General features: G+C 62.2%; 14 protein-coding genes and 1 tRNA gene. 3 read left to right on the top strand and 12 right to left on the bottom strand.

Annotated features, from left to right (window positions below; all coding sequences use genetic code 11):
- Positions 1 to 234 precede the first annotated feature (234 nt).
- Positions 235 to 1,617, bottom strand: coding sequence for an IS4 family transposase (locus C2L64_RS20165; RefSeq protein ID WP_090838341.1), 1,383 nt, complete (start codon positions 1,615 to 1,617; stop codon positions 235 to 237).
- A gap of 422 nt (positions 1,618 to 2,039) precedes the next feature.
- On the opposite strand from C2L64_RS20165, the gene C2L64_RS20160 reads away from it, so the two are divergent.
- A complete protein-coding gene (locus tag C2L64_RS20160) occupies positions 2,040 to 2,393 on the top strand; it encodes a BON domain-containing protein (protein ID WP_007736643.1) in 354 nt (117 codons plus the stop codon).
- A gap of 723 nt (positions 2,394 to 3,116) precedes the next feature.
- Here the strand turns inward: C2L64_RS20160 and C2L64_RS20155 are convergent.
- From C2L64_RS20155 to fdnG, 7 genes are all read right to left on the bottom strand, one after another.
- Positions 3,117 to 3,212 (bottom strand) — tRNA-Sec (locus C2L64_RS20155).
- Positions 3,213 to 3,310: 98 nt separating this feature from the next.
- The gene (selB, locus tag C2L64_RS20150) at positions 3,311 to 5,251 is read right to left on the bottom strand and encodes a selenocysteine-specific translation elongation factor (protein WP_007580164.1); all 1,941 of its coding nucleotides are present in this window, start codon (positions 5,249 to 5,251) and stop codon (positions 3,311 to 3,313) included.
- Positions 5,248 to 6,693, bottom strand: coding sequence for an L-seryl-tRNA(Sec) selenium transferase (selA, locus tag C2L64_RS20145; RefSeq protein ID WP_007580166.1), 1,446 nt, complete (start codon positions 6,691 to 6,693; stop codon positions 5,248 to 5,250). The genes selB and selA overlap by 4 nt, the downstream gene beginning before the upstream one ends.
- 35 nt (positions 6,694 to 6,728) lie before the next feature.
- Positions 6,729 to 7,661: a formate dehydrogenase accessory protein FdhE gene (gene fdhE / locus C2L64_RS20140; RefSeq protein ID WP_007580168.1), complete on the bottom strand. Its 933-nt coding sequence runs from the start codon at positions 7,659 to 7,661 to the stop codon at positions 6,729 to 6,731.
- 96 nt (positions 7,662 to 7,757) lie between these two features.
- The gene (locus C2L64_RS20135; protein ID WP_007580173.1) at positions 7,758 to 8,393 is read right to left on the bottom strand and encodes a formate dehydrogenase subunit gamma; all 636 of its coding nucleotides are present in this window, start codon (positions 8,391 to 8,393) and stop codon (positions 7,758 to 7,760) included.
- On the bottom strand, positions 8,390 to 9,328 hold the full coding sequence (fdxH, locus tag C2L64_RS20130) for a formate dehydrogenase subunit beta (protein WP_007580175.1): 939 nt from the start codon (positions 9,326 to 9,328) through the stop codon (positions 8,390 to 8,392). The genes C2L64_RS20135 and fdxH overlap by 4 nt, the downstream gene beginning before the upstream one ends.
- Before the next feature lie 9 nt (positions 9,329 to 9,337).
- Positions 9,338 to 12,409: a formate dehydrogenase-N subunit alpha gene (gene fdnG, locus C2L64_RS20125; protein ID WP_158660529.1), complete on the bottom strand. Its 3,072-nt coding sequence runs from the start codon at positions 12,407 to 12,409 to the stop codon at positions 9,338 to 9,340.
- 284 nt (positions 12,410 to 12,693) lie between these two features.
- On the opposite strand from fdnG, the gene C2L64_RS20115 reads away from it, so the two are divergent.
- Both C2L64_RS20115 and C2L64_RS20110 read left to right on the top strand, forming a co-directional pair.
- A complete protein-coding gene (locus C2L64_RS20115) occupies positions 12,694 to 14,007 on the top strand; it encodes a YihY/virulence factor BrkB family protein (RefSeq protein ID WP_009770772.1) in 1,314 nt (437 codons plus the stop codon).
- A 396-nt stretch (positions 14,008 to 14,403) separates the two neighbouring features.
- Positions 14,404 to 15,603 (top strand): porin, encoded by a 1,200-nt coding sequence (locus tag C2L64_RS20110; protein ID WP_009770771.1) that lies wholly within the window; start codon positions 14,404 to 14,406, stop codon positions 15,601 to 15,603.
- 138 nt (positions 15,604 to 15,741) lie between these two features.
- Here C2L64_RS20110 and C2L64_RS20105 read toward each other — a convergent pair whose 3' ends face one another.
- The 4 genes from C2L64_RS20105 to C2L64_RS20090 all read right to left on the bottom strand — a co-directional run bounded on the left by C2L64_RS20105 (position 15,742) and on the right by C2L64_RS20090 (position 20,142).
- Positions 15,742 to 16,671, bottom strand: coding sequence for a proteasome-type protease (locus C2L64_RS20105; protein ID WP_007737902.1), 930 nt, complete (start codon positions 16,669 to 16,671; stop codon positions 15,742 to 15,744).
- 160 nt (positions 16,672 to 16,831) lie between these two features.
- A complete protein-coding gene (locus tag C2L64_RS20100) occupies positions 16,832 to 17,638 on the bottom strand; it encodes a transglutaminase family protein (protein ID WP_009770770.1) in 807 nt (268 codons plus the stop codon).
- Positions 17,639 to 17,651: 13 nt separating this feature from the next.
- Positions 17,652 to 18,602: an alpha-E domain-containing protein gene (locus C2L64_RS20095; protein WP_007737897.1), complete on the bottom strand. Its 951-nt coding sequence runs from the start codon at positions 18,600 to 18,602 to the stop codon at positions 17,652 to 17,654.
- Positions 18,603 to 18,732: 130 nt separating this feature from the next.
- Positions 18,733 to 20,142 carry a circularly permuted type 2 ATP-grasp protein gene (locus C2L64_RS20090; protein ID WP_009770769.1) on the bottom strand — a complete coding sequence of 470 codons (1,410 nt, stop codon included), beginning with the start codon at positions 20,140 to 20,142 and terminating at the stop codon, positions 18,733 to 18,735.
- Between the last annotated feature and the right edge of the window lie 932 nt (positions 20,143 to 21,074).

Below are 21,074 nucleotides of genomic sequence, written 5' to 3'. Positions count from 1 at the left end.
TTCGACGTTGCGAAACGCAAGCCGTAAATGGTCCTTCGTCACCTCGCGTTCGTTCTTGTCGACTGCGATCATTGCAAACTCAAAGATCATCCGATTCCCCCCAAAACCAGTGCGAGCGGATCCGGGAAAACGCCGCACGCCGTCGACTCGAGTGAGGCGTTGGACAGTGAGCGCTTTGGCTTAAAGCACGACCCGCCTCGGATCTCAGGATTACCCACATTTTTACTGAGCATGCTATCCGCTTTGCCTGAAGAGCTGATACATCTTCGTAATTTCGTGCAGGACGAGAAATCCACGCCATATGACTGTCGGTCCTGGTGGGCGGTCATGCGTGCGATTCAGATAGCCGCCAAGCATGCCTATCCACACGATGGTTTGTTGCAGCGTTGGAACCTGCTCTGGCAGTTGCGTGGTTGCGTGGGTATGGCAATAGAGCGCCTGCCATTCAACTGGCTGGAGCAATACTTCGCAGCACAGCTGCGTGCCCGTTCGCGCAAGCAGCGTGGCATACAGGATGCGCCACGCGATGACGGCAAACAGAGCAGTCGCTCTCACAAACCGCTCGAGCGTGCCGAACTGGCGCGCCTCGATACGGCAGCCGCTTTTGAGCACACGGTGCCACGTCTCAATGGTCCAGCGTCTGGCGTACCAGGCCAGCCGTTCGAGAACTTCTTCAAGCGAGCTCGTGGGCACCGAACTGAGCAGCATCCATTCAAGCGGTTCAACACCGTTCGGGGGATTATCCTCAATGGCGTGAATCGCAAAGACGTCGACCTCAGGCAGGCTGCGGCGGCTTGCGCGCGCTCTTGGAGATTGCAGTCGCACGCTCGCACAACGCAACGTCAGTCGCGCTATGCGCTGAGGAAGTTTGCTTCTGGTTGGTATCCGCAGTTCAGTGTTGCCAAGGGGCGTGGTGGCCAGAACAGTTTCCCAAAGGTAGCCTTGCGGATGACGCGCTACACGGTTGTGTGTTGCGCGGATCAACCAGTCCACTCCGGCGGGGCGTTCGGCGGAAAACAGTTCGTAAAGGTCGCTCTCGCGGTCTCCAACACAGACAAACCGCGTCTGTTCGCAACGTACCTTGAGTGCCGCGAGATGATCGATTCCTTCAAGCCATTTGACGCTTTCCTTCTGTTCGATCGGGCGCGTGACTGCGGGGGCACTCTTGCCGAACACCGCTTCGGGGCGTACCCAGGTCTTCACGCCCAGCACGCCTAGCGGCAAGCCATCGGGCGTGACTGCCAGCAGGCTGTGCATCATGAAACCCTGCTCATTGTTGCCAGTGCCGCGCCCCAGCCCCTCCGTCGCAGGCAGATGCGACAGGTTGAACTCCGTTGTGTCCTGAATCGCCAGCACGATCGGCACCTGTCTCATGCGATCAAGTGTTTGCGCAATATGGGGCGCGAGAATCCCGTTCGTGTCGACCTGCGTATTATCGAAGAAACGGTAGGCAGCCTTCAGTTCGGCCGGCTTGAGCGATTGAGGAAATGAACCTTGCGGACTGCACGCGAGTCGGCGAGCCAGCGCAACAAGACGCTGCGCCAGGCGCGCATCACCCAGATCAGCCTCGCCAAATTCGGCACTTGCCCAGTCATCTGTCTCGTTCTCGTCGACCAATCCCGACTACCGTTGCGAACAGAATGGGCCAAAGTTAACATCGACGCCGACTGTTTACAAGCGATCATTCACCACTCTCCTTGCAAGATGTGGGTAATCCTGAGGCCTCGGATAGAACGTCCGCCATTGACAGCGACCGTTCGCCTAGGCACGCCGACGAGTCATCGGGTTCCCTTACCCTCATTTACACAAAGGGTTGGCCCTGACCCACTAGTCGAAGGTCCGGCGGAAAGGACTCTCCAGCGGTTCTAGACGCGCTTGAATATGCGCATCCGACGAGGAAAAGTCTACAATTCGATTGCCGAACGTCGTGGCCGCTGGTCATCAACGTCGGGGTGCTCATTTTTCGCCGCACTTTGATCGATCAGCGATCTTTTCGAGTCTCTCCCACCCAGTTTTGCTATCCACCTGAAGGAGAAGAGATGAAATCCATGAAGACCTACGTTGCCACAGCGATCGCCGTCAGCGCCATTGTTGCGATCGTGCCCGTTGTTAATGCACAAGAGACGACTGCGGCAACTTCAGCAACAGCTCCCTCTCGTTCGTCGATTAGAGCAGCAAATAGGGAGTTGGCGAAGCGAGTTCAGACGGCGTTGTACAAACAAAAGGGCTTGGCGACGACTGATCTTCACGCCATCGCTCGTAGCGGCAAGATTACGCTTGTAGGAATGGTTGCAGATCAGGCGCAGATAGATCTCGCAGGGAAAGTTGCTGAGAGTGTTCCTGGAGTTACGTCGGTCAAGAACAATTTGACAGTGGAAGAAGAAGGAAATTAATGTTTGAGTCCAACCGCATCCTTTGACTGCACTGGCGCGCCTTGAGAACAAGAATGTTATGTTCTCAACGGCGACGCCTTTGCCGGGGAAAGCACTTGCATGGCTGAGTGAAGACCGTGCTCCGCTCGATATTGGCCCGGTGTCGAATCGCGTGCAAACGGGCAGGTTCAATGACAGGCGGGTTGAATATCTGTATTCGCGAGGATGAATGGCCGAAGGCATCCGAACGCGGTCCGATGCTGAACTTGCAACATCGAAGGGTCTGTCGCCTGTCCTCGATCGATGGTTCGCGACCAAAGGTGTGTGAAAACGCGAAATCACCCGGTTTTAGGGTGTCGCTTCACCCTTCCCGAGTCGTCACCAAGCCAACACAGCGCGATCTGAAGGTCGAGTTTTTCGATCGGCCCGCTTGACGTTGGTTTTCACACACCCTCGACTCAATACCGCCACGCGGTACGAAGCCAAGTTAATGGCCGCTTCGTGAGCCGAACCGTCGCTCGAATGGCGACATCACCGACGCAGCCAACGACAGCTACTGGCCGAGGTTGTGTGGAAACGGGCGAAGGTGTGCCTCCATTGAATCCTCGCGCACGCCCAAGCGTAGGGCTTACAACTCCCGGGCTGCGTTGCGCAAAATTTCCTGGAGCGCGTTGGGCAATCGGTGGAAGCTATACGACTTCCTCTAGTCGCAACGACGAATCTTCAGATTCGTGAAAAGCCTTGTGGCGGAAGGCAGCCGGAGTCGAACCGACCAGAGAGTGGCTGACACCCCCTACTGGGTTTGAAGCCCAGCCGCACCACCAGATACGAATGCCTTCCGTTGACGCCTAACCTCAACCACAAACTTTCCGCAACCGATTATAGCGAGCGCTAAACAACACCATCATCCGTGGCGCGCGCAATTGCGCGACTCCACATCACGCACCCGATTCGCAAGCAAGCGCCTCACGCAAATGCGAATCCGGCCTCAGCCAGTGCACCTCGCGTTGAAAGCGCGTATACCCGATGCGATCGAAGAACTCCAGAATCTGGATCGCCCGCTTGCGCCCCAGTCCAGTCGCGTCGCGAAACCCCGATGCGCCCAGCGCGCCGCCATGCCCATTCGCAATCCCCGCGACGAGCCGCGCAAGCTCATGCACCACGTCGCGGTGATAGAACAGATCGCGGACAACCTGATGCACATCACCTTGCCGCGCGAGCTTGCGCAACACCTGACGCACTGCATCTTCGTGCTGCCCCGTCGTCTTCGCAAGATCGCGCACCCACGGCGGATCAAAGCGGCCTTCCAGAAGCAGCGGCAGCAACCTGTCCGCGAGACCTTGCTCGTTCGAATCGAGCGCAATCGAATGCCCCGGCGCATGCAACCACGGCCCGCTTCTCGCAACGACACCTTCAGTCACGAGCGAGTCGACCAGCGCGCGCCACATCGCGTCGGGCACCAGCGGCGCCGCGATGCGCCGCAAGCGCGCGGCATCCGGTCCCAGTTCGTCGGGCGAGCGCGCGTGATATTGATCGAGCGTCGCAACCACATTCGATCGCAAACGCGCCCAGTGCGTACGTAACACGACGACGGCATCGCCTGCGTCCTTGCCATGCAGCGCGATCTCGTCGGCATCGGCAGGCAGCGGCAATGCGTCGGCGGGCAGCCCCGTCAGTTGCGTCAGCATCGAACGCGTTACGCCGCGCGGCGCCTCTTCGAGCAGCCGGCCGATGTGGCCGTCGTCGAGCCACGTCTGCAATGCGTCGAGCCACGCGCGCCGCTCCGCCGTCCTGCGCTTGCGCGGCGGCCCGAACGGATCGAGCACGCGCCCGCCGCCGACCGTGCGCGTCGCCTGCGCATTGCGCACGATGAAGCGATCGCCCGGCAACGCGCAGACAGGCGCATCGAACACCAGCTGCACGCGCGCGCTGCAGCAGGCCGCGAGCGTATCGCCTTCGAGCAACGCGACATGCGCGACACGATGCAGCGTGCCGATATGCACATGCAGCGGCGCCCAGTGTTGCAGCGTGATATCCGCGTCCGCGAGAAGCTTCAGCTCGACGTCGAAGCGTTCGCCCGGTTTTGCGAGCCGCGCATCGACGATCCAGTCGCCGCGCGCAATCGCGTCTTTATCGATGCCGGCGAGATTGAGCGCGCAGCGCTGTCCCGCGCGCCCTACATCGGCCGCACGGTTTTGCGCGTGGATACTGCGCACACGCACGGCTCGATGCGCCGGTTCGAGCATCAGCGTGTCGCCCGTTGCGACGCGCCCGGCGAACACCGTACCCGTCACGATCGTGCCCTGCCCCGCAAGCGTGAACACACGGTCGACGGCGAGACGGAACAGCCCATCGTCGCGCCGCGCGCGCCATGCAACGGCCGCGTCGCGCAGATGACTCGACAGCGCGCGCACGCCGGCATCGTCGGGTGAAGTCGCGTTCGTATCGAAGACCGGCGCATCGGCGAACGGCGTCGCGGCAAGCCACGCGCGAATCTCTTCATGCACCTGCGCGATGCGCGCGCCATCCACGCGATCGGTTTTCGTCAGTGCGATCGCGCCGCGCGTAATGCCAAGCAGTTGCAGGATCGCGAGATGCTCGCGCGTCTGCGGCATGATGCCGTCGTCGCCGGCGATCACGAGCAGCGCATAGTCGATGCCACACGCGCCCGCCGCCATCGTATGCACGAGCTTTTCGTGGCCCGGCACGTCGATCATGCCGAGCACGTCGCCGTTGTCGAGCGGCGTGTAGGCGTAGCCGAGTTCGATCGAAATGCCGCGCGCCTTCTCTTCCTTCAGGCGGTCGGTATCGACGCCCGTCAGCGCGCGTACCAGTGTCGTCTTGCCGTGATCGATATGGCCCGCCGTGCCGACGATCATATCCGCAGCTCCGCGCATTGCGCGACGAACACGGCTTCGTCGGCGGCTTCGAGGCAGCGCAGATCGAGGCGCAGCGCGTCGTCGGCGATGCGTCCAAGCACCGGGCGCGGCAACGCGCGCAGCGCTCCTTCGAGCTTCATTAGCGCGCGGCCGCCGCGCTTGCCCGCGGCATTGCGCATCGCAAGGCCGAAGCTCGGCAACTGATCGACAGGCAACGCGCCGCTGCCGATCTGACTCATCATCGGCTCCGCCGTCACGCTGTACGCTTCGCCAAGCGCGCGTTGCAGCACTGCTTGCACACGCGTCGCCTGTTCCTGCATGTCGGCGGCGGGACGCGTCAACAGACGCAATGTCGTCAGCCGCTCGCGCAACCGCTCGGGCGCGCGATAAAGCTGCAACACAGGTTCGAGCGCCGCGAGCGTCAGCTTGCCGACGCGCAGTGCGCGTTTGAGCGGATGCTTCTTGATCTTGCGGATCAACTCCGCGCGCCCGACGATCAACCCCGCCTGCGGCCCGCCCAGCAGCTTGTCGCCGCTGAACGTGACCAGATCGGCGCCCGCTTCGACTGTCTCGCGCACGGTCGGCTCAGTCGGCAAACCGAACTGCGCGAGATCGACGAGCGTGCCACTACCGAGATCGACGGCCATCGGCAGGCCGCGCGCATGCGCGAGCTGCGCGACTTCATCGACGGACACGCTTTTTGTGAAGCCTTCTATCGCATAGTTGCTGCAATGAACCTTCATCAGCAGCGCGGTGCGCGCATTGATCGCTTCGTCGTAATCCTTCAGATGCGTGCGGTTCGTCGTGCCGATCTCGCGCAGCTTCGCGCCCGCACGCGACATGATGTCGGGAATGCGGAACGCGCCGCCTATCTCGACCAGTTCGCCGCGCGACACCACCACTTCCTTCTTCGACGCGAGCACTGACAATGTCAGCAGCACGGCCGCCGCGTTGTTGTTGACCACCGTCGCCGCCTCGGCGCCCGTCAGCTCGCAGATGAGTTCGTCGATCAGATCGTCGCGATCGCCGCGGCTGCCCGTGGCGAGATCGAACTCCAGGTTCATCGGCCGCGTGAGCGCTTCGACTACAGCGCGCACGGCTTCATCGGGCAGTAGTGCGCGCCCGAGATTCGTATGCAGTACGGTGCCCGTCAGATTGAACACTGCGCGCAAATGGGGCCGCGCGCGAGCGGCGAGCGTGCGCGACGTATCGTCGATTAGCTTCGTTTCGAAGCTGAACGATTCATCGAAAGAAGTGCCCGCGAGCAGGTCGCGCCTTAGCGAATCGGCGGCCGCGCGTATTGCGTCGACGACCTGCGTGCGGCCGTATTCATCGATCAATGGTTGCGCTTGTGCCGACGACAGCACGCGCTCGACAGCCGGCACTCGCGCAAGCAACGCGCGAATGTCCCTGTTCAGCTGGTTTCCCGACACTTCGCTCACGCTTGCGTCCCCCGCGCGGTTGCTACGACGACGGCTTATTCGTCCGAAGGCACTTCCGGCCACAACAGCGGATTCGGACTGCTGCGCTTATAGCCTGCTTCGTTCATTAGCAGATCGAGCGTGAGGCTCGCGAGGTCGTCGGCGAGCGGCTCGAAGTCGTAGTCTTTCTCCTGATAGCCGATCTTGCGATACGTGTGACACTCGTCGCACGATTCGGCCTTGAGCGCTTCACTGCCGCCGTCGATGCCGTGATACGCGATGCCCTTCGTCGAATCGCAATTCGTGCACTTGACGCGCACCACATGCCACTCGGTCGAACACAGGCCGCATTGCACATAGCGATAGCCCTGGAACTGTCCGCCGACGCGCACGATGCTCGCGACGGGCGGCACGCCGCACACGGGACACGCGCCGGGCGCGTCGAGATACGGCACGGCGCGCTGATCGATGCGGCTCGCGATGTCCGTCCACACTACCTGCAACGCGGCCATCACGAACGGCGCGGACGCCGGCTCGACTTCGTTGAAGCGCAGCGCAACGATCGCGTCGGCGAGTGCGTCGAGTTCTTCCGCGCGCTTCACGCGCAAGTCGTCGATCACGCGGGCGAGCATGGGCGTCACCAGTCCCGCCGCTTCGACGCGATCGAGCAGACGCTGCAATACGTCGCGCCACAAGGGATCGCGATCCGCCGTGGTCGCGGGCGCAATGGGCATCGAATGCTGCTGCGCTAGGTCGATGGATTCGGTGGAGGGCATCGCCGCGCTGATCTGCGCGAGCGTTTGCTGCTGCGCGTCGGCCAGCGTCGCCATCAGCCGGATATAGCCGCCAATCGGACTCGCATCCGCCTGTTGGCGCAGACGTGCGGCGCGCGTCGAGAATAGCGTTGCGCGCTCCGGCATCCGCAGGCGCGGAATGGCGGAGTGATCGATCGATTCGATCTGGCCGGGATCCAGGATGCGTTGCACCAATTCAGGTTCCTGCTAGTCAGAAACATGGATGGCGTCAACAGTAGCAGATATGCAGACGCAGCGCGCACTACTGGCCCGGCGCGCGCCGCGCACAGGTTACTTGATACTCTCGCGAAACCACTTCGGATGATGCTTGCGCGCCCAGCCGAGCGTCACCGTGCCACGCACCATCGCGCCGATCGAACCCTTCACCCATATCGCCGCGTAGATATGGACGATGATGCTGCAGATCAGCACGAACGCGGTCACAGCATGAATTACGGCCGCGACGCGCACCACTTCAATCGGGAAATAGAACGCGAAATACGCGCGCCAGATGACGATGCCGCTCAGCAGCAACAGCAGCAGGCATAGCACCAGTACAAAGAACAGCAGCTTCTGCCCGGCGTTGTATCTGCCGACTTCGGGTAATCGGTCTTCGCGGTTGGTGAGCACATCGTTGATCTGGCGCAGCCACTGCCGGTCGTCGGCATCGAGATAGTTGTGATGCCAGAAGCGCAGCGCAAGAATCATGAACGACACGAACATCACGAGGCCGATGAACGGATGCAGGATGCGCGTCCATTGCCCGCCGCCGAACAGCGCGGACAGCCAGAACATCGACGGATGAAACAGCGCCAGGCCCGACAGCGCGAGCAGAACAAAGGTGATCGCCGTGATCCAGTGGTTCGTGCGCTCGTTCGGCGTGTAGCGCACGATCAGGTCCGGGTTCTCATGCCGATGATGTTTCATTTGACGGGCTCCTCGGGCTTGTGCTCGCGCCGTTCGCGGATATCGTGCGCGGCGTTGCGGGCGGCGTCCTCGTCTTCTTCGCTGAGTTCGTTCGGGCCGATGCGCGTGTAGTGGAAGAAACCCGCCAGCGCCGTCAGCGCGATCGCCGCGACGCCGAGCGGCTTCGCAATGCCTTTCCACAGCTTCACGAACGGGCTGATGTGCGGATCGTCAGGCAAGCCGTGGTAGAGCGAAGGCTGGTCCGCGTGATGCAGCACGTACATCACGTGCGTGCCACCCACGCCCGCCGGGTTGTACAGTCCTGCGTGTTCGAAGCCGCGCTCCTTCAGATCCACGATGCGCTCTTCCGCGTGCTGGATCATGTCGACCTTGGTGCCGAACACGATCGCGCCCGTCGGGCAGGTCTTCACGCACGCCGGTTCCTGGCCGACTCCGACGCGGTCCGAGCAGAGCGTGCACTTGTACACGCGATGATCCGCCTTCGACAGCCGCGGAATATTGAACGGGCAGCCCGCAATGCAGTAGCCGCAGCCGATGCAGTTCTCCTCGTGGAAATCCACGATGCCGTTCGTGTACTGCACGATCGCGCCCGGTGACGGACACGCCTTCAGGCAGCCGGGATCTTCGCAGTGCATGCAGCCGTCCTTGCGGATCAGCCATTCGAGATCCCCTTTCGGATTCTCGTACTCGGTGAAGCGCATCACCGTCCATGAATGCTCGGTGAGATCGCGCGGGTTGTCGTAGACGCCCGTCGTGATGCCGACCTCGTCGCGCAGATCGTTCCACTCCATGCACGCTGTCTGGCACGCCTTGCAGCCGATGCACTTGGTTACGTCGATCAGCTTCGCGACTTCTCCGGTGACAGGCTCACGCACCGACGTCGGCTGCACGGTCGTGGCGGAGAGGCGTTTGATATCGAGCGATTGAAATGCCATGACGCCTCCCTACGCCTTCTCGACCTTCACGAGGAACGACTTGAATTCCGGTGTCTGCGAATTCGCGTCGGCCACGACAGGCGTCAACGTGTTGGTGATATAGCCCGGCTTCGTGAGCCCCTTGAAACCCCAATGCAACGGAATGCCGACCGTCTGCACCTTCTTGCCGTCGATCATCAGCGGTTTGATCCGCTTCGTGACGACAGCCACGGCGATGATGTACCCACGATTGCTCGACACCTTCACGCGTTCGCCCGCCACCACGCCGACCTGCTTCGCGAGGTCTTCGCCGATTTCGACAAACTGCTGCGGCTGGATGATCGCGTTCAGGCGCGCATGCTTGGTCCAGAAGTGGAAGTGTTCCGTCAGACGATAGGTGGTCGCCGTATGCGGGAAATCGGCCGCCTTGCCGAACGCCTTGCGGTCGTCCGGGAACACGCGCGCAGCCGGGTTATTCGTCGCCAGCGGATTGTTCGGATGGAACGTGTTGTAGCCGAGCGGCGTTTCGAACGGCTCGTAGTGCTCGGGGAAAGGCCCTTCGTTCATACCGTCGCGCGCGAAGAAACGCGCGACGCCTTCCGGGTTCATGATGAACGGTCCCATGCCGTTTTCGGGCGCCTCGTCGATCTTGTAGTCGGGAATATCAGGCCCGCTCCAGCTCGTGCCGTTCCACGCGATCAGCTTGCGTTTCGGGTCGAACGGCTTGCCGTTCACATCGCACGATGCGCGGTTGTACAGCACGCGCCGGTTCGCAGGCCACGCCCACGCCCAGCCGAGCGTCTGGCCGATGCCCGTCGGGTCGCTGTTGTCGCGCCGGCCCATCTGGTTGCCCGTCTGGGTCCACGCGCCGCAGAAGATCCAGCAGCCGCTCGCCGTCGTACCGTCGTCCTTCAGTTGCGCAAAGCCAGCCAGCTGGTCGCCCTTCTTGACGAGCACCTTGCTCGGATCTTTGGGATCGGGCAGGTCCGCGAGTGCCTTGCCGCTAAACTCCATCGCGATCTCTTCGGGCGTCGGGCTGTCGGGATGCGCGTACGTCCAGTTCAGGTTAACGATGGGATCGGGATACTTGCCGCCCTGCTCCTTGTACGCCTTGCGCATGCGCAGGAAGAGGCCCGACATGATCTCGAGATCGCTGCGCGCCTCGCCCGGCCCCTCCACGCCTTGCCAGTGCCACTGCAGCACACGGCTCGAACTGACCAGCGAACCGCGCTCTTCGGCGAAGCAGGTGGTCGGCAGCCGGAACACTTCTGTCTGGATCTTCGATGCATCGACGTCGTTGTACTCGCCGTAGTTCTTCCAGAACTCGGACGTTTCCGTCGCGAGCGGGTCCATGATGACGAGCCACTTCAGCTTCGCAAGGCTCGCCGCCGTTTTCGCCTTGTTCGGCGCGGCCGCGAGCGGATTGAAGCCCTGGCAGAGATAGCCGTTCATCTTGCCCTGGTGCATCAGCTCGATGGTCTGCAGCAGGTCGTACGGCTTGTCGAGCTTCGGCAGGTAGTCGAAGCCCCAGTTGTTGTCGGCCGTTGCGGCGTCGCCCCACCACGACTTCATCATGCTCACGTGGAAGGCGCGGTAATTCTTCCAGTAGCTCAACTGGTTGGGCCGCAGCGGCTGCGCTGCGCGCTTCTTGATATAGGCGTCGAAATCCTGCTCCGGCTCGTTCGGCAACGTCATGTAGCCCGGCAGCAGATTCGACATCAGGCCGAGGTCCGTCAACCCCTGGATGTTCGAGTGGCCACGCAGTGCGTTCATCCCGCCGCCCGCGATGCCGATATTGCCGAGCAGCAGTTGCACCATCGCACCCGTGCGGATCATCTGCGCGCCGATCGAATGATGCGTCCAGCCGAGCGCATAGAGAATCGTGCCCGCGCGACCTGGTGTCGAAGTCGTCGCGAGCGTCTCGCAGACGTGCAGGAACCTGTCTTTCGGTGTGCCGCAGGTCTTCTCGACCATCTCCGGCGTATAGCGCGAATAGTGCTGCTTGAGCAGGTTGTACACGCAGCGCGGATGCTGCAGCGTCGTGTCGACCTTGACGAAGCCGTCGTCGCCGCGCTCGTAGTCCCACGTCGATTTGTCTGCGTACTTGTGCGCGTTCGCGTCGTAGCCGGAGAAGATGCCGTCGTTGAACGCAAAGTCTTCACGGACGATGAACGGCATGTCCGTGTAGTTCTTCACGTACTCGTGCTGGATCTTGTCATTGGTCAGCAGATAGTTGATCACGCCGCCAAGGAACGCGATGTCGGTGCCCGTGCGGATCGGCGCATAGAAATCCGCGATCGACGCCGTACGCGTAAAGCGCGGATCGACGACCATCAGCTTCGCCTTGTTGTGCGCCTTCGCCTCGGTCACCCATTTGAAACCGCACGGGTGCGCCTCGGCCGCATTGCCGCCCATCACCAGAATCACGTCCGCGTTCTTGATGTCGACCCAATGGTTCGTCATCGCGCCACGGCCAAACGTCGGGGCAAGACCTGCCACCGTCGGGCCGTGTCAGACACGCGCCTGGTTGTCGAACGCAAGCATCCCCATGCTTCGCACAGTCTTGTGCGTCAGATAGCCGACCTCGTTGCTGCCCGCCGACGCCGCGAGCATGCCCGTGGTCAGCCAGCGATTGACCTTCTTGCCGTCGGGCGTGCTTTCGATGAAGTTCGCGTCGCGATCTTCCTTCATCAGCTTCGCGATGCGGTCGAGCGCGTCGTCCCACGAGATGCGTTGCCACTGATCGGAACCGGCAGCACGATACTCGGGATACTTCAGACGGCTCGGGCTATGAATGAAGTCGATCAGGCTCGCCCCTTTCGGGCACAACGTGCCGCGATTGACCGGGTGGTCCGGGTCGCCTTCAATGTGAATGATGCTGGCAGTCGCGTTCTTCGCGCCGTCGCCGAGCCCGTACATCAGGATGCCGCAGCCGACGGAGCAATAGGGACACGTGTTGCGCGTTTCGGTAGTACGAGCCAGTTTGTACTGTCGGACTTCGGCGAGCGCGGGTTCCGGCGAGAAGCCCATCAGGGCCAAACTCGATCCGGCCAGCGTGCTCGCCGTCACCTTCAGAAACTGACGGCGGGACATTTGCAACATGATCGCCTCTCGTTCTATTCGTGGGGATGTGAAAAAAGTATAAGTCGTTTCCTGACGATCGTAAGCAGACAGAAGCACAATGCGCAGCACGATCTATGCTCAACGACTCAGCGTTGTGGCTCAGTCTTGTTGCTTCGTCTTGTTGTATTCGCATAGGCAGATGGGCATGACGCTTGCGTAATACGATTGTCAGTTGCATGCCCCGGCGCGCGTCAATGCGCGATGAATCCGCGATGCCATGCGTTGTGTGTCCGGCGTATCAACCCTCGTCATGAAGGACGGTCATGGACCTCGATTCACTGTCCGCCGACAAGCTGCAAACGGTCGCGAAGAAGCAGGCGTCGTGGGCTGCCGGCGCGTTGCGGCAGTTCTCCGAGAACCGCTGCGCGGCGATGGCGGCGAGCATCGCGTTCTATGCGGCGTTCTCGCTCGCGCCGACGCTCGTGATGGTGATCGCCATCTCCGGCTGGTTCTTCGGCGCGGAAGCCGCGCGCGGCGAATTGTTCAGACAGGTGCATAGCGTGCTCGGCAACGATGCCGCCGCCGCCGTCACGACGATCGTACAGAACGCGCATCGCAGCGGCGGCGCGGGCGGCATCGCTGCGATCCTCTCGTTCGTTCTGCTGGCCGTGGGCGCGTCCGCGACCTTTTCGTCGTTGAATAGCGCGCTCAATATCGTCTGGCCGTCGGTGGCGCCGCGCGCGTCGAGCGTGTTCGCGCTGGTGCGCGTGCGGCTGATCTCGTTCGGCCTCGTGCTCGGCGTGGCGTTCCTGCTGATCGTGTCGCTGGTACTCGACACGGCGATCACGTTTGTCGGCAACTGGATCTGGGGCGACTCGCCGTATGTGGTGATCGGCAATCTGCTGCAACTGGCCGTCGGCTGGATGGTGCTCGCGTTCGCGTTCGCCGCGCTGCTCAAGTTTCTGCCCGATGCGCCCGTGCGCTGGCGCGACGCGCTGGTCGGCGGGACGGTGGCGGCCGCGCTCTTCTCTGCGGGCAAGAAGCTCTTCGCGCTCTACCTCGCGCATGCCGGCATGGCCAATTCGTTCGGCGCGGCCGGCTCGCTCGCGGTGCTGCTGATGTGGCTGTACTTCTCGGCGGTCGTGTTGCTGCTCGGCGCGGAGTTCGCCGCCGCGCGCGGCCGCATGCATGATCCCCGTGGCGCGTGGGGCCTCGCACCCGCCACGCCGCCGGGCAGCCGCGCGATGCTGGCGTCCGTGCTGGCAGCGTCGACGGTGGCGACAGACGCGAGACGCAGACCAGTGAGCGACCCGCAGCCGTCTTCAGCCGTCACGCCGCCGACACCGCGCCCTTCCATTGCAACGCGATTGCTGGCGAAGCATGACGCCGGCATCGGCAAGGCCGTGTCTATCGGCAAGACTGTCATCAAGGCCGAAACGCAGGCGACGCGCGCCGCCGCGGTGACGATCGTCGAAGCAGGACGCAGGGCCGTCGCGGCGGACCGTTATGTCCGGCGGCATCCATGGGAGTCGATGCTGATCGCGGCGAGCACCGCGATGGCCGTGGCCGCGCTCGCCCGGCGCTGCAACGCTTCGAACGACGCTGAAACGCCGCCTTCCGATAACGCCAGCCGTTAAGCGTCCACTTCAACAGCGCCGGCCGGCCGCGATCACATCCGACCGAAACTGTCCACCCGAAACGTCAAGCTGAACGCTCGCAGCCTTTATGACTTCTTAATGTGGAAGCGGAAATTTCCGCAGTCGACTAGACAACTTTCTTACACGAAACACGCGCCTGATGACGTAAATCGTACCGATACTATCGATCACTGTCATAAAAACAACAATAATCCACAACCAAAGATTCAATATTGCTGAAACAGAAACAATCGTTGGCAAGCTTACGATACAAGGCTTCTACCGGGCTGTCGGTTTTTCGATACACCTTAATTTTTTTCAGTTCTTACACTTAGAGACACTGCGCTATTCTCCGTTTCGCAACAACGAAAACCAATCATCTGCGTGGAGAAATGGATGAAACGAATCGCACTGTCGACGCTCTCGCTGGCTCTGCTCGGCGCTGCAGGCGCAGCACATGCACAGAGCAGCGTGACGCTTTATGGCTTGATCGATGACTCGATCCAGTACGTTCACAACTCGAACCTGGCTAATGACAACCTGTGGCAGCTGGCAGCAGGCAACCTGCAAGGCAGCCGCTGGGGCATGAAGGGTACGGAAGACCTGGGCGGTGGCCTGAAGGCGATCTTCCAGTTGGAAAGCGGCTTCAACCCGAACAACGGCAAGATGGGCTCGTACGGCACGGGCACCAAGCTGTTCGGCCGTCAGGCATACGTTGGCGTGACGCACGATGCCTACGGTACGTTCACGTTGGGTCGCCAGTACGACCCGCTCGTCGACCTGGTCCAGCCGCTGACGGCTGACAACTACTTCGGTAGCACGTTCACGACGCCGGGCGACGTTGACAACAACGACAACAGCTCGCGTACGAACAACGCAATCAAGTACGTGTCGCCGGTGTGGAGCGGCTTCCAGTTCGAAGGCATGTACGCTCTGGGCGGCGTCGCTGGCGCAACGGGCGCTGGCCAGTCGTGGGCAGGCGCAGCAACGTGGAGCGGCGGTCCGTTCGCCGTCGCAGCTGGTTACTTCCGCATGCAAAACGGCAACACGCCGGCAAGCCGCGGCGTCACCCCGGCAACGCCGGCTGGCACTTGGAGCCAAGGCGTGACGTCGGACGCTACGTTCGATGGCTCGAACATCAACGGCGCGTACCAGTCTGCCAAGTCGATCGACATCACGTCGGTAGCTGGCCAATATGTCACGGGTCCGTTCACGTTCAACCTGCGTTACAGCTTCGCGCAGTACAAGCCGGACGGATTCTCGGGCTTCGCGTCGCAGCAGAAGTACCAGGTTGCTGGCGCTTACGCAGGCTGGCAGGTCACGCCGGCAATGCTGCTCGGTCTGGGCTACACCTACACGCACGGCTCTGGCGACGCGTCGGCAAGCTACAACCAGGTTTCGCTGGGCGCCGACTACAATCTGTCGAAGCGTACCGACCTGTACCTGCTCGGTGCTTACCAGAAGGCAAGCGGCCATCAGCGTGATCAAAGCACGGGCAACATCGTCGACGCAGGCGCATCGGTTGGCTCGTATGGCTACGGTGCAGGTTCGACCAGCCAGGAAATCGTCAGCTTGGGTATCCGTCACAAGTTCTAATAGAACAATATGACGCACGGCTCGAGACGTCGAGCCGTACTCTGAAGCCAGCAGCGGCGCAAGCCAACGCTGGCTTTTTTCATTGCCCCAGTGGAAAAAGTGGATGCGCCCTGAAGCGGGCGCGGTGTGTCGGCGTGATCAGCCGCGTGTTTTAGGCTTGTCGGCTTGCGCCAGAGTCTGCGCGGGCCGCGCGTCGACAGCCGGCGTGCCGCGCTCTGCATCCGCATGCAACTCACCCGGCGGCCGATACAGCACCATCTCCCCGACATGCCCGTTCTGCGGCACGTCGCCCGTGATTTGCCAGTCTGGATCGGGAATCTCGCCGAACACCTGCCGAAGCCGTTCGCCCCATGTGCGATGGATCATCTGGTAATACGCGTTGTCCTGATCGATCGACACGAAGCGCGTCACCTTCAGCGTATCTTTCTCGTAGACGAGCAGATCGAGCGGCAGCCCGACCGAGAGGTTCGAGCGCAGCGTCGAGTCCATCGAGATCAGCGCGCACTTGGCGGCCTCGTCGAGCGGCGTGGATGGGATCAGCACGCGGTCGATGATCGGCTTGCCATACTTCGACTCGCCGATCTGAAAGTACGGATTCACACGCGACGATTCGATGAAGTTACCTGCCGCATAGATCATGAAGAGACGCGGCCGCGATTGTCCGGCGCCATTGCCGCTCTCCGCGTTCTCACGGATCTGTCCGCCGAGAATGAAGCTGCAATTGAAGTCGACGCCGAATTCCTGCAGCGCATTCGCCTCGCGCAGGTGCACGTCGCGCACTGCCTGGCCGACCACGCGCGCGGCGTCGGCCATCGTTTGCACGGTCCAGAGCGTGGGCTTCGACGAAGCGGAGGGTCCTGAAGGTCCAGTCGGCTCGGACAACTCTTGCAGCACGGCCTGCGTGAGCGACAGATTGCCCGCGCCGAGCAGCACCAGCATGCGTTCGCCGGGCTCTTCGAACACCGACATCTTGCGCGCGGTGCTGATGTGATCGACGCCGGCATTAGTCCGTGTATCCGACAGGAACACGAGCCCTTCATCGACGCACATCGCCACACAGTAAGTCATGACAGAAATCCAGACGGCTGCCCCGAACGAACGGTTGGGCGAGCCGGAAAAAGGCACAGGCCGCGGGCAGCGCCGCGGGACGCTGCCATTGTAATGCGCGCGCCTGGCACGCTGCAGCCGATGTGTGCCCGAAAAGATCCCTCGTTTCGCGGCGCGCTCCCTATTGCGGCGACTGCTCCTGCGCCTTCACGGCAACGGACACATCGAGCGTTTCTTCCAGTCCGCCGATCCGCCGTCCGCGCACGGGCGAGGCCGCTTCATAGTCGCGCGCCGACGCGAGCCGGCAATACATCTCGCTGGCAAACGCAGCGTGCGTGACGTCGACGGAAATCCAGCCGATACCCGCGAGCCACACATCGACCCACGCGTGACTCGCCGCATGCTCGACGTCGCCCGGTTCGATATAGCCGCTCACATAGCGCGCCGGAATGCCGCGCGCGCGGCAGCACGCGAGCATCAGATGCGCGTGGTCCTGGCAGACGCCCTTGCCGAGCGCAAGCGCCTGCGACGCCGTGCTCGTCACGCCCGTCGCGCCCGTCTCGAACTGCACGCGATCGATGATCTTCTCCGACAGCGCAATCAGCGCGGCCGCCTTGTCGAGCGACGGCACGGACGCCGCCAGTTCGCGAATCGCGGGGTCGCAGTCGGTCAGCCGTGTCGCGCAGGTGAAATGCTCGAGCGGGATCGCGCCCGCATCGTCGCCGAGCCGGCCGTCGATCAAAGGAAACGTGTCGACTTCGCCCGATACATGCACGCGAATCTCGTCGTGCTGCTTGTTGAGTACGAGCGTGTGCAGCACGTTGCCATAGGCGTCGAAGGTCGAGTCGAGCTTGCCGGGCGCATCGAGCGTCCAGCGCCGCACGATCTGTGAAGCACCGCTCGATGGCGTGAGGCGCAGTTGCTGGATCGAGTAATGGACCGTCGATTCGTAGCGGTAAGAGGTGTCGTGGCGGATCGTCAGATACATTGAGGGCACTCCATCAGGCAACGGGCAGCATCAGGTACGTGCGCGCGACCATGTTGCCGAGTTCGAACACACGGGCGAGAAACTGCGTGAGCCACGCGTGCAGACCGGCTTCGAAAATCTGCCGGATATCCGAGTAAAGCAGTTCGGCGCGCAGCTTGCCCGCAAAGCGCTCGCATTGATTCGAGCCCTGCGTGCGCAGCATCGCGAGGTTTTCGCAGACGCCATCGAGCGACGCCAGCAGCGAGCGCGGCATCTGCGAATTCAGGATCATCAGCTCGACCACGCGCGCCGGTGTCACGACATCGCGATACACCTTGCGGTAGATCTCCAGCGCCGACACCGAACTCAGAATCGACGTCCAGTAATAGAAGTCTTCGAGCTGCCGGGCAGCCTCGCGCGAGTTCGGCTCGGCGTCGGCGAAGCGCACGTCGAGAATGCGCGCCGTGTTGTCCGCGCGTTCGAGAAAGGTGCCGAGCTGCGTGAAAAAGAATGCGTCGTCCTGCAACGCGGTGCCGATCGTCACGCCGCGCGACAGATGCGAGCGGAACTTCACCCATTCGAACAGCGCGGACAGGTTGTTCGCCACCTCGCCGTGCGCGGTGCGCTCGTTGAATTCGAGCCACGTATCGTTGATCGTCTCCCACCATTCAGTGGTCAGCGTGCCGCGCACCGCGCGCGCGTTTTCGCGGGCTGCCTGCAAACACGAATGAATGCTCGACGAGTTGGTCGGATCGGCCACCATGAAATCGAGCACGTTTTCGCGGGTCGGCTCGTCGTAGCGCTGCGCGAACGCGTGCTCCAGCTCGGAGATGCGCAGCACCGAGCGCTGCGTGCGCTCCTCCTGTTCGGGCGTCTGCGGCAGCAGTTGCGCCTTCAGGTTGATGTCGAGCATGCGCGCGGTATTCTCGGCGCGCTCCATGTAACGGGCCATCCAGAACAGATGATCGGCAGTGCGGCTCAGCATGTCGGCTTTCCGTGTTGTTGGACGCGCTCTCGTCGCCGTGTGACGCGAAGCGCGCCGGGTTGCCCGTGGTTTGTCGGCTTTGCGCCTGCATCGCGCGATGCGGGCGCTTCGGAACATCGGTCGAATGTCGTCAGTCGACCATCCAGGTGTCTTTCGTGCCGCCTCCCTGCGACGAATTGACGACCAGCGAGCCCTCCTGCAACGCGACGCGCGTGAGGCCGCCCGCGCACATCGTCACCGTCTTGCCCGACAGGACGAACGGACGCAGATCGATATGGCGCGGCGCGATACCCGCTTCGACGAAGGTCGGACAGGCGGACAGCGCGAGCGTCGGCTGCGCGATGTAGCCGGCGGGCTTTTCGATCAGCCGCTGTCGGAACGCCTCGATTTCCGCCGACGTCGACGCCGGCCCGACGAGCATCCCGTAGCCGCCTGCGCCATGTACTTCCTTGACGACGAGCTCGGGCAGATGCGCGAGCGTGTAGGCGAGGTCGTCGGGCTTACGGCACTGGTAGGTCGGCACGTTGTTCAGGATCGGCTTTTCACCCAGATAGAACTCGATCATGTCGGGCACGTATGGATAGATCGACTTGTCGTCGGCGATGCCTGTGCCCATCGCGTTCGCCAGCGCCACACGCCCCGCGCGATACGCCGTCAGCAGCCCCGGCACGCCGAGCGCCGAATCCGGGCGGAACGCGAGCGGATCGAGAAAGTCGTCGTCGACCCGCCGATAGATCACGTCCACGCGCCGCGGCCCTTGCGTGGTGCGCATGAACACGTAGTTGTCGTCGACGAAGAGATCCTTGCCTTCCACCAGTTCGACGCCCATCTGCTGCGCAAGGAAGGTGTGCTCGAAGTAGGCGGAGTTGTACATACCGGGCGTCAGCACGACGACGACGGGATCGTCGACGCCTTCGGGCGCCACCGAGCGCAGCGTGTCGAGCAGCAGATCGGGATAGTGGGCGACGGGCGCGATGCGGTTCTGCACGAACAGTTCGGGGAAGAGCCGCATCATCATCTTGCGGTTTTCGAGCATGTACGACACGCCCGACGGCACGCGCAGATTGTCTTCGAGCACGTAGAACTCGCCGTTCTCGCCGGCGCGCACGACGTCGACGCCTGCGATATGCGCGTAGACGGCGAGCGGCACGTCGACGCCCTGCATTTCCGGCCGGTATTGCGCGTTGGTGTAGACCTGATCGGCGGGCACGATGCCGGCGCGGACGATATTGCGGTCGTGATAGACGTCGTGGATGAAGAGGTTGAGCGCCTGGACGCGCTGCCTGAGGCCGGCTTCGAGCGTTTGCCATTCGCCGCGCGGGATGATGCGCGGGATCAGATCGAACGGGATGAGCCGCTCCGTACCTGACAGATCGCCGTTGACGGCGAACGTGATGCCGACGCGGCGAAACAGCAGATCGGCTTCGGCCCGCTTTCTCTCGATTGCCTCACTGCCCTGCTGCACGAGCCAGCGTTCGAACCGCTGATAATGCGGCCGCACGGCGTCATCGAACTGACGCATCTCGTCAAAGCATCGCATGTTACGCCCCACTCTTTTTGTCGGATAGAAGGCGAATGCGCTGCGCATTCGGTTTTTCAATCTCGATCAAGCAAGCGTTATGCCATTCGGGATTTGTGCGCTGCGCGCGGTGGATGCACTGAGAATGCGCACTGCGATGGCGCTCGATTGTCGTTGTCATCGTAGCGCGGAGGGGGAGGATGCGCTACTCCGGTGCGTGTTGTTGCGCACACGGTGCGGTGGGGGGCTGGCGCGGGCCCTGGTTTGGGGTTCGGTTTGGTTCGGTTTTGGCTCGCGGCGCGGGAGTTGGGCTGTTTGTCTCTGTCATGCAATCCGCGTTATGAGTTTCCTGTCTACGCGCTGCCCTTGTGCAGGGCGGCATGTCTTTTTGCTTGCATCCGCGGTTTGACTTCGTGGCGCGGCCGGGTTGGTTTGCTTGTGTTATCGCGGGCATCCGCGCTATGCCTTCGTGCTTCAAGCGTCGCCCCTGTGCGGGGCGGCACCTACTTTTCTTTGCCGCCGCAAAGAAAAGTAGGCAAAAGAAAGCGGCTCACACCGCCAGCTCTTCTTCCTGCCTGAGGGCCCCCAACGGGTCTTACGCTTCACACGGCAATCACGTCACACATGTTCGTTGCCAACGCTCTTGCGCTGCGCCTCACCCGCTTCACGCAACCGCAATCCAGCATGCCGCGCCAGATAGTCCACGGCCGCCCAGGTGGCAAACTGTGTGTCGGTCACTGGTGCTCCACACGCCTCACTCCGGACCGATTGCACATACGCTCCACCCTGTAAGAGCGCTAACTTATACGACGCGACAACCTACACACAGTTTGCCACCTGGACGGCATATACCATTCGCTGGCGCTTGCACGAGTACGGGTATTCGAAGCGGGTGAGGCGCTCATTCGGAGCGTTGGCAAGGAACCCAGACAGAAAGGCTGCCGCGTGAAGCG

Origin of the sequence: Paraburkholderia hospita (genome assembly GCF_002902965.1) — a bacterium.
Taxonomy (GTDB): Bacteria; Pseudomonadota; Gammaproteobacteria; order Burkholderiales; family Burkholderiaceae; genus Paraburkholderia; species Paraburkholderia hospita.
This window is presented reverse-complemented; position numbering and strand designations above follow the sequence as displayed.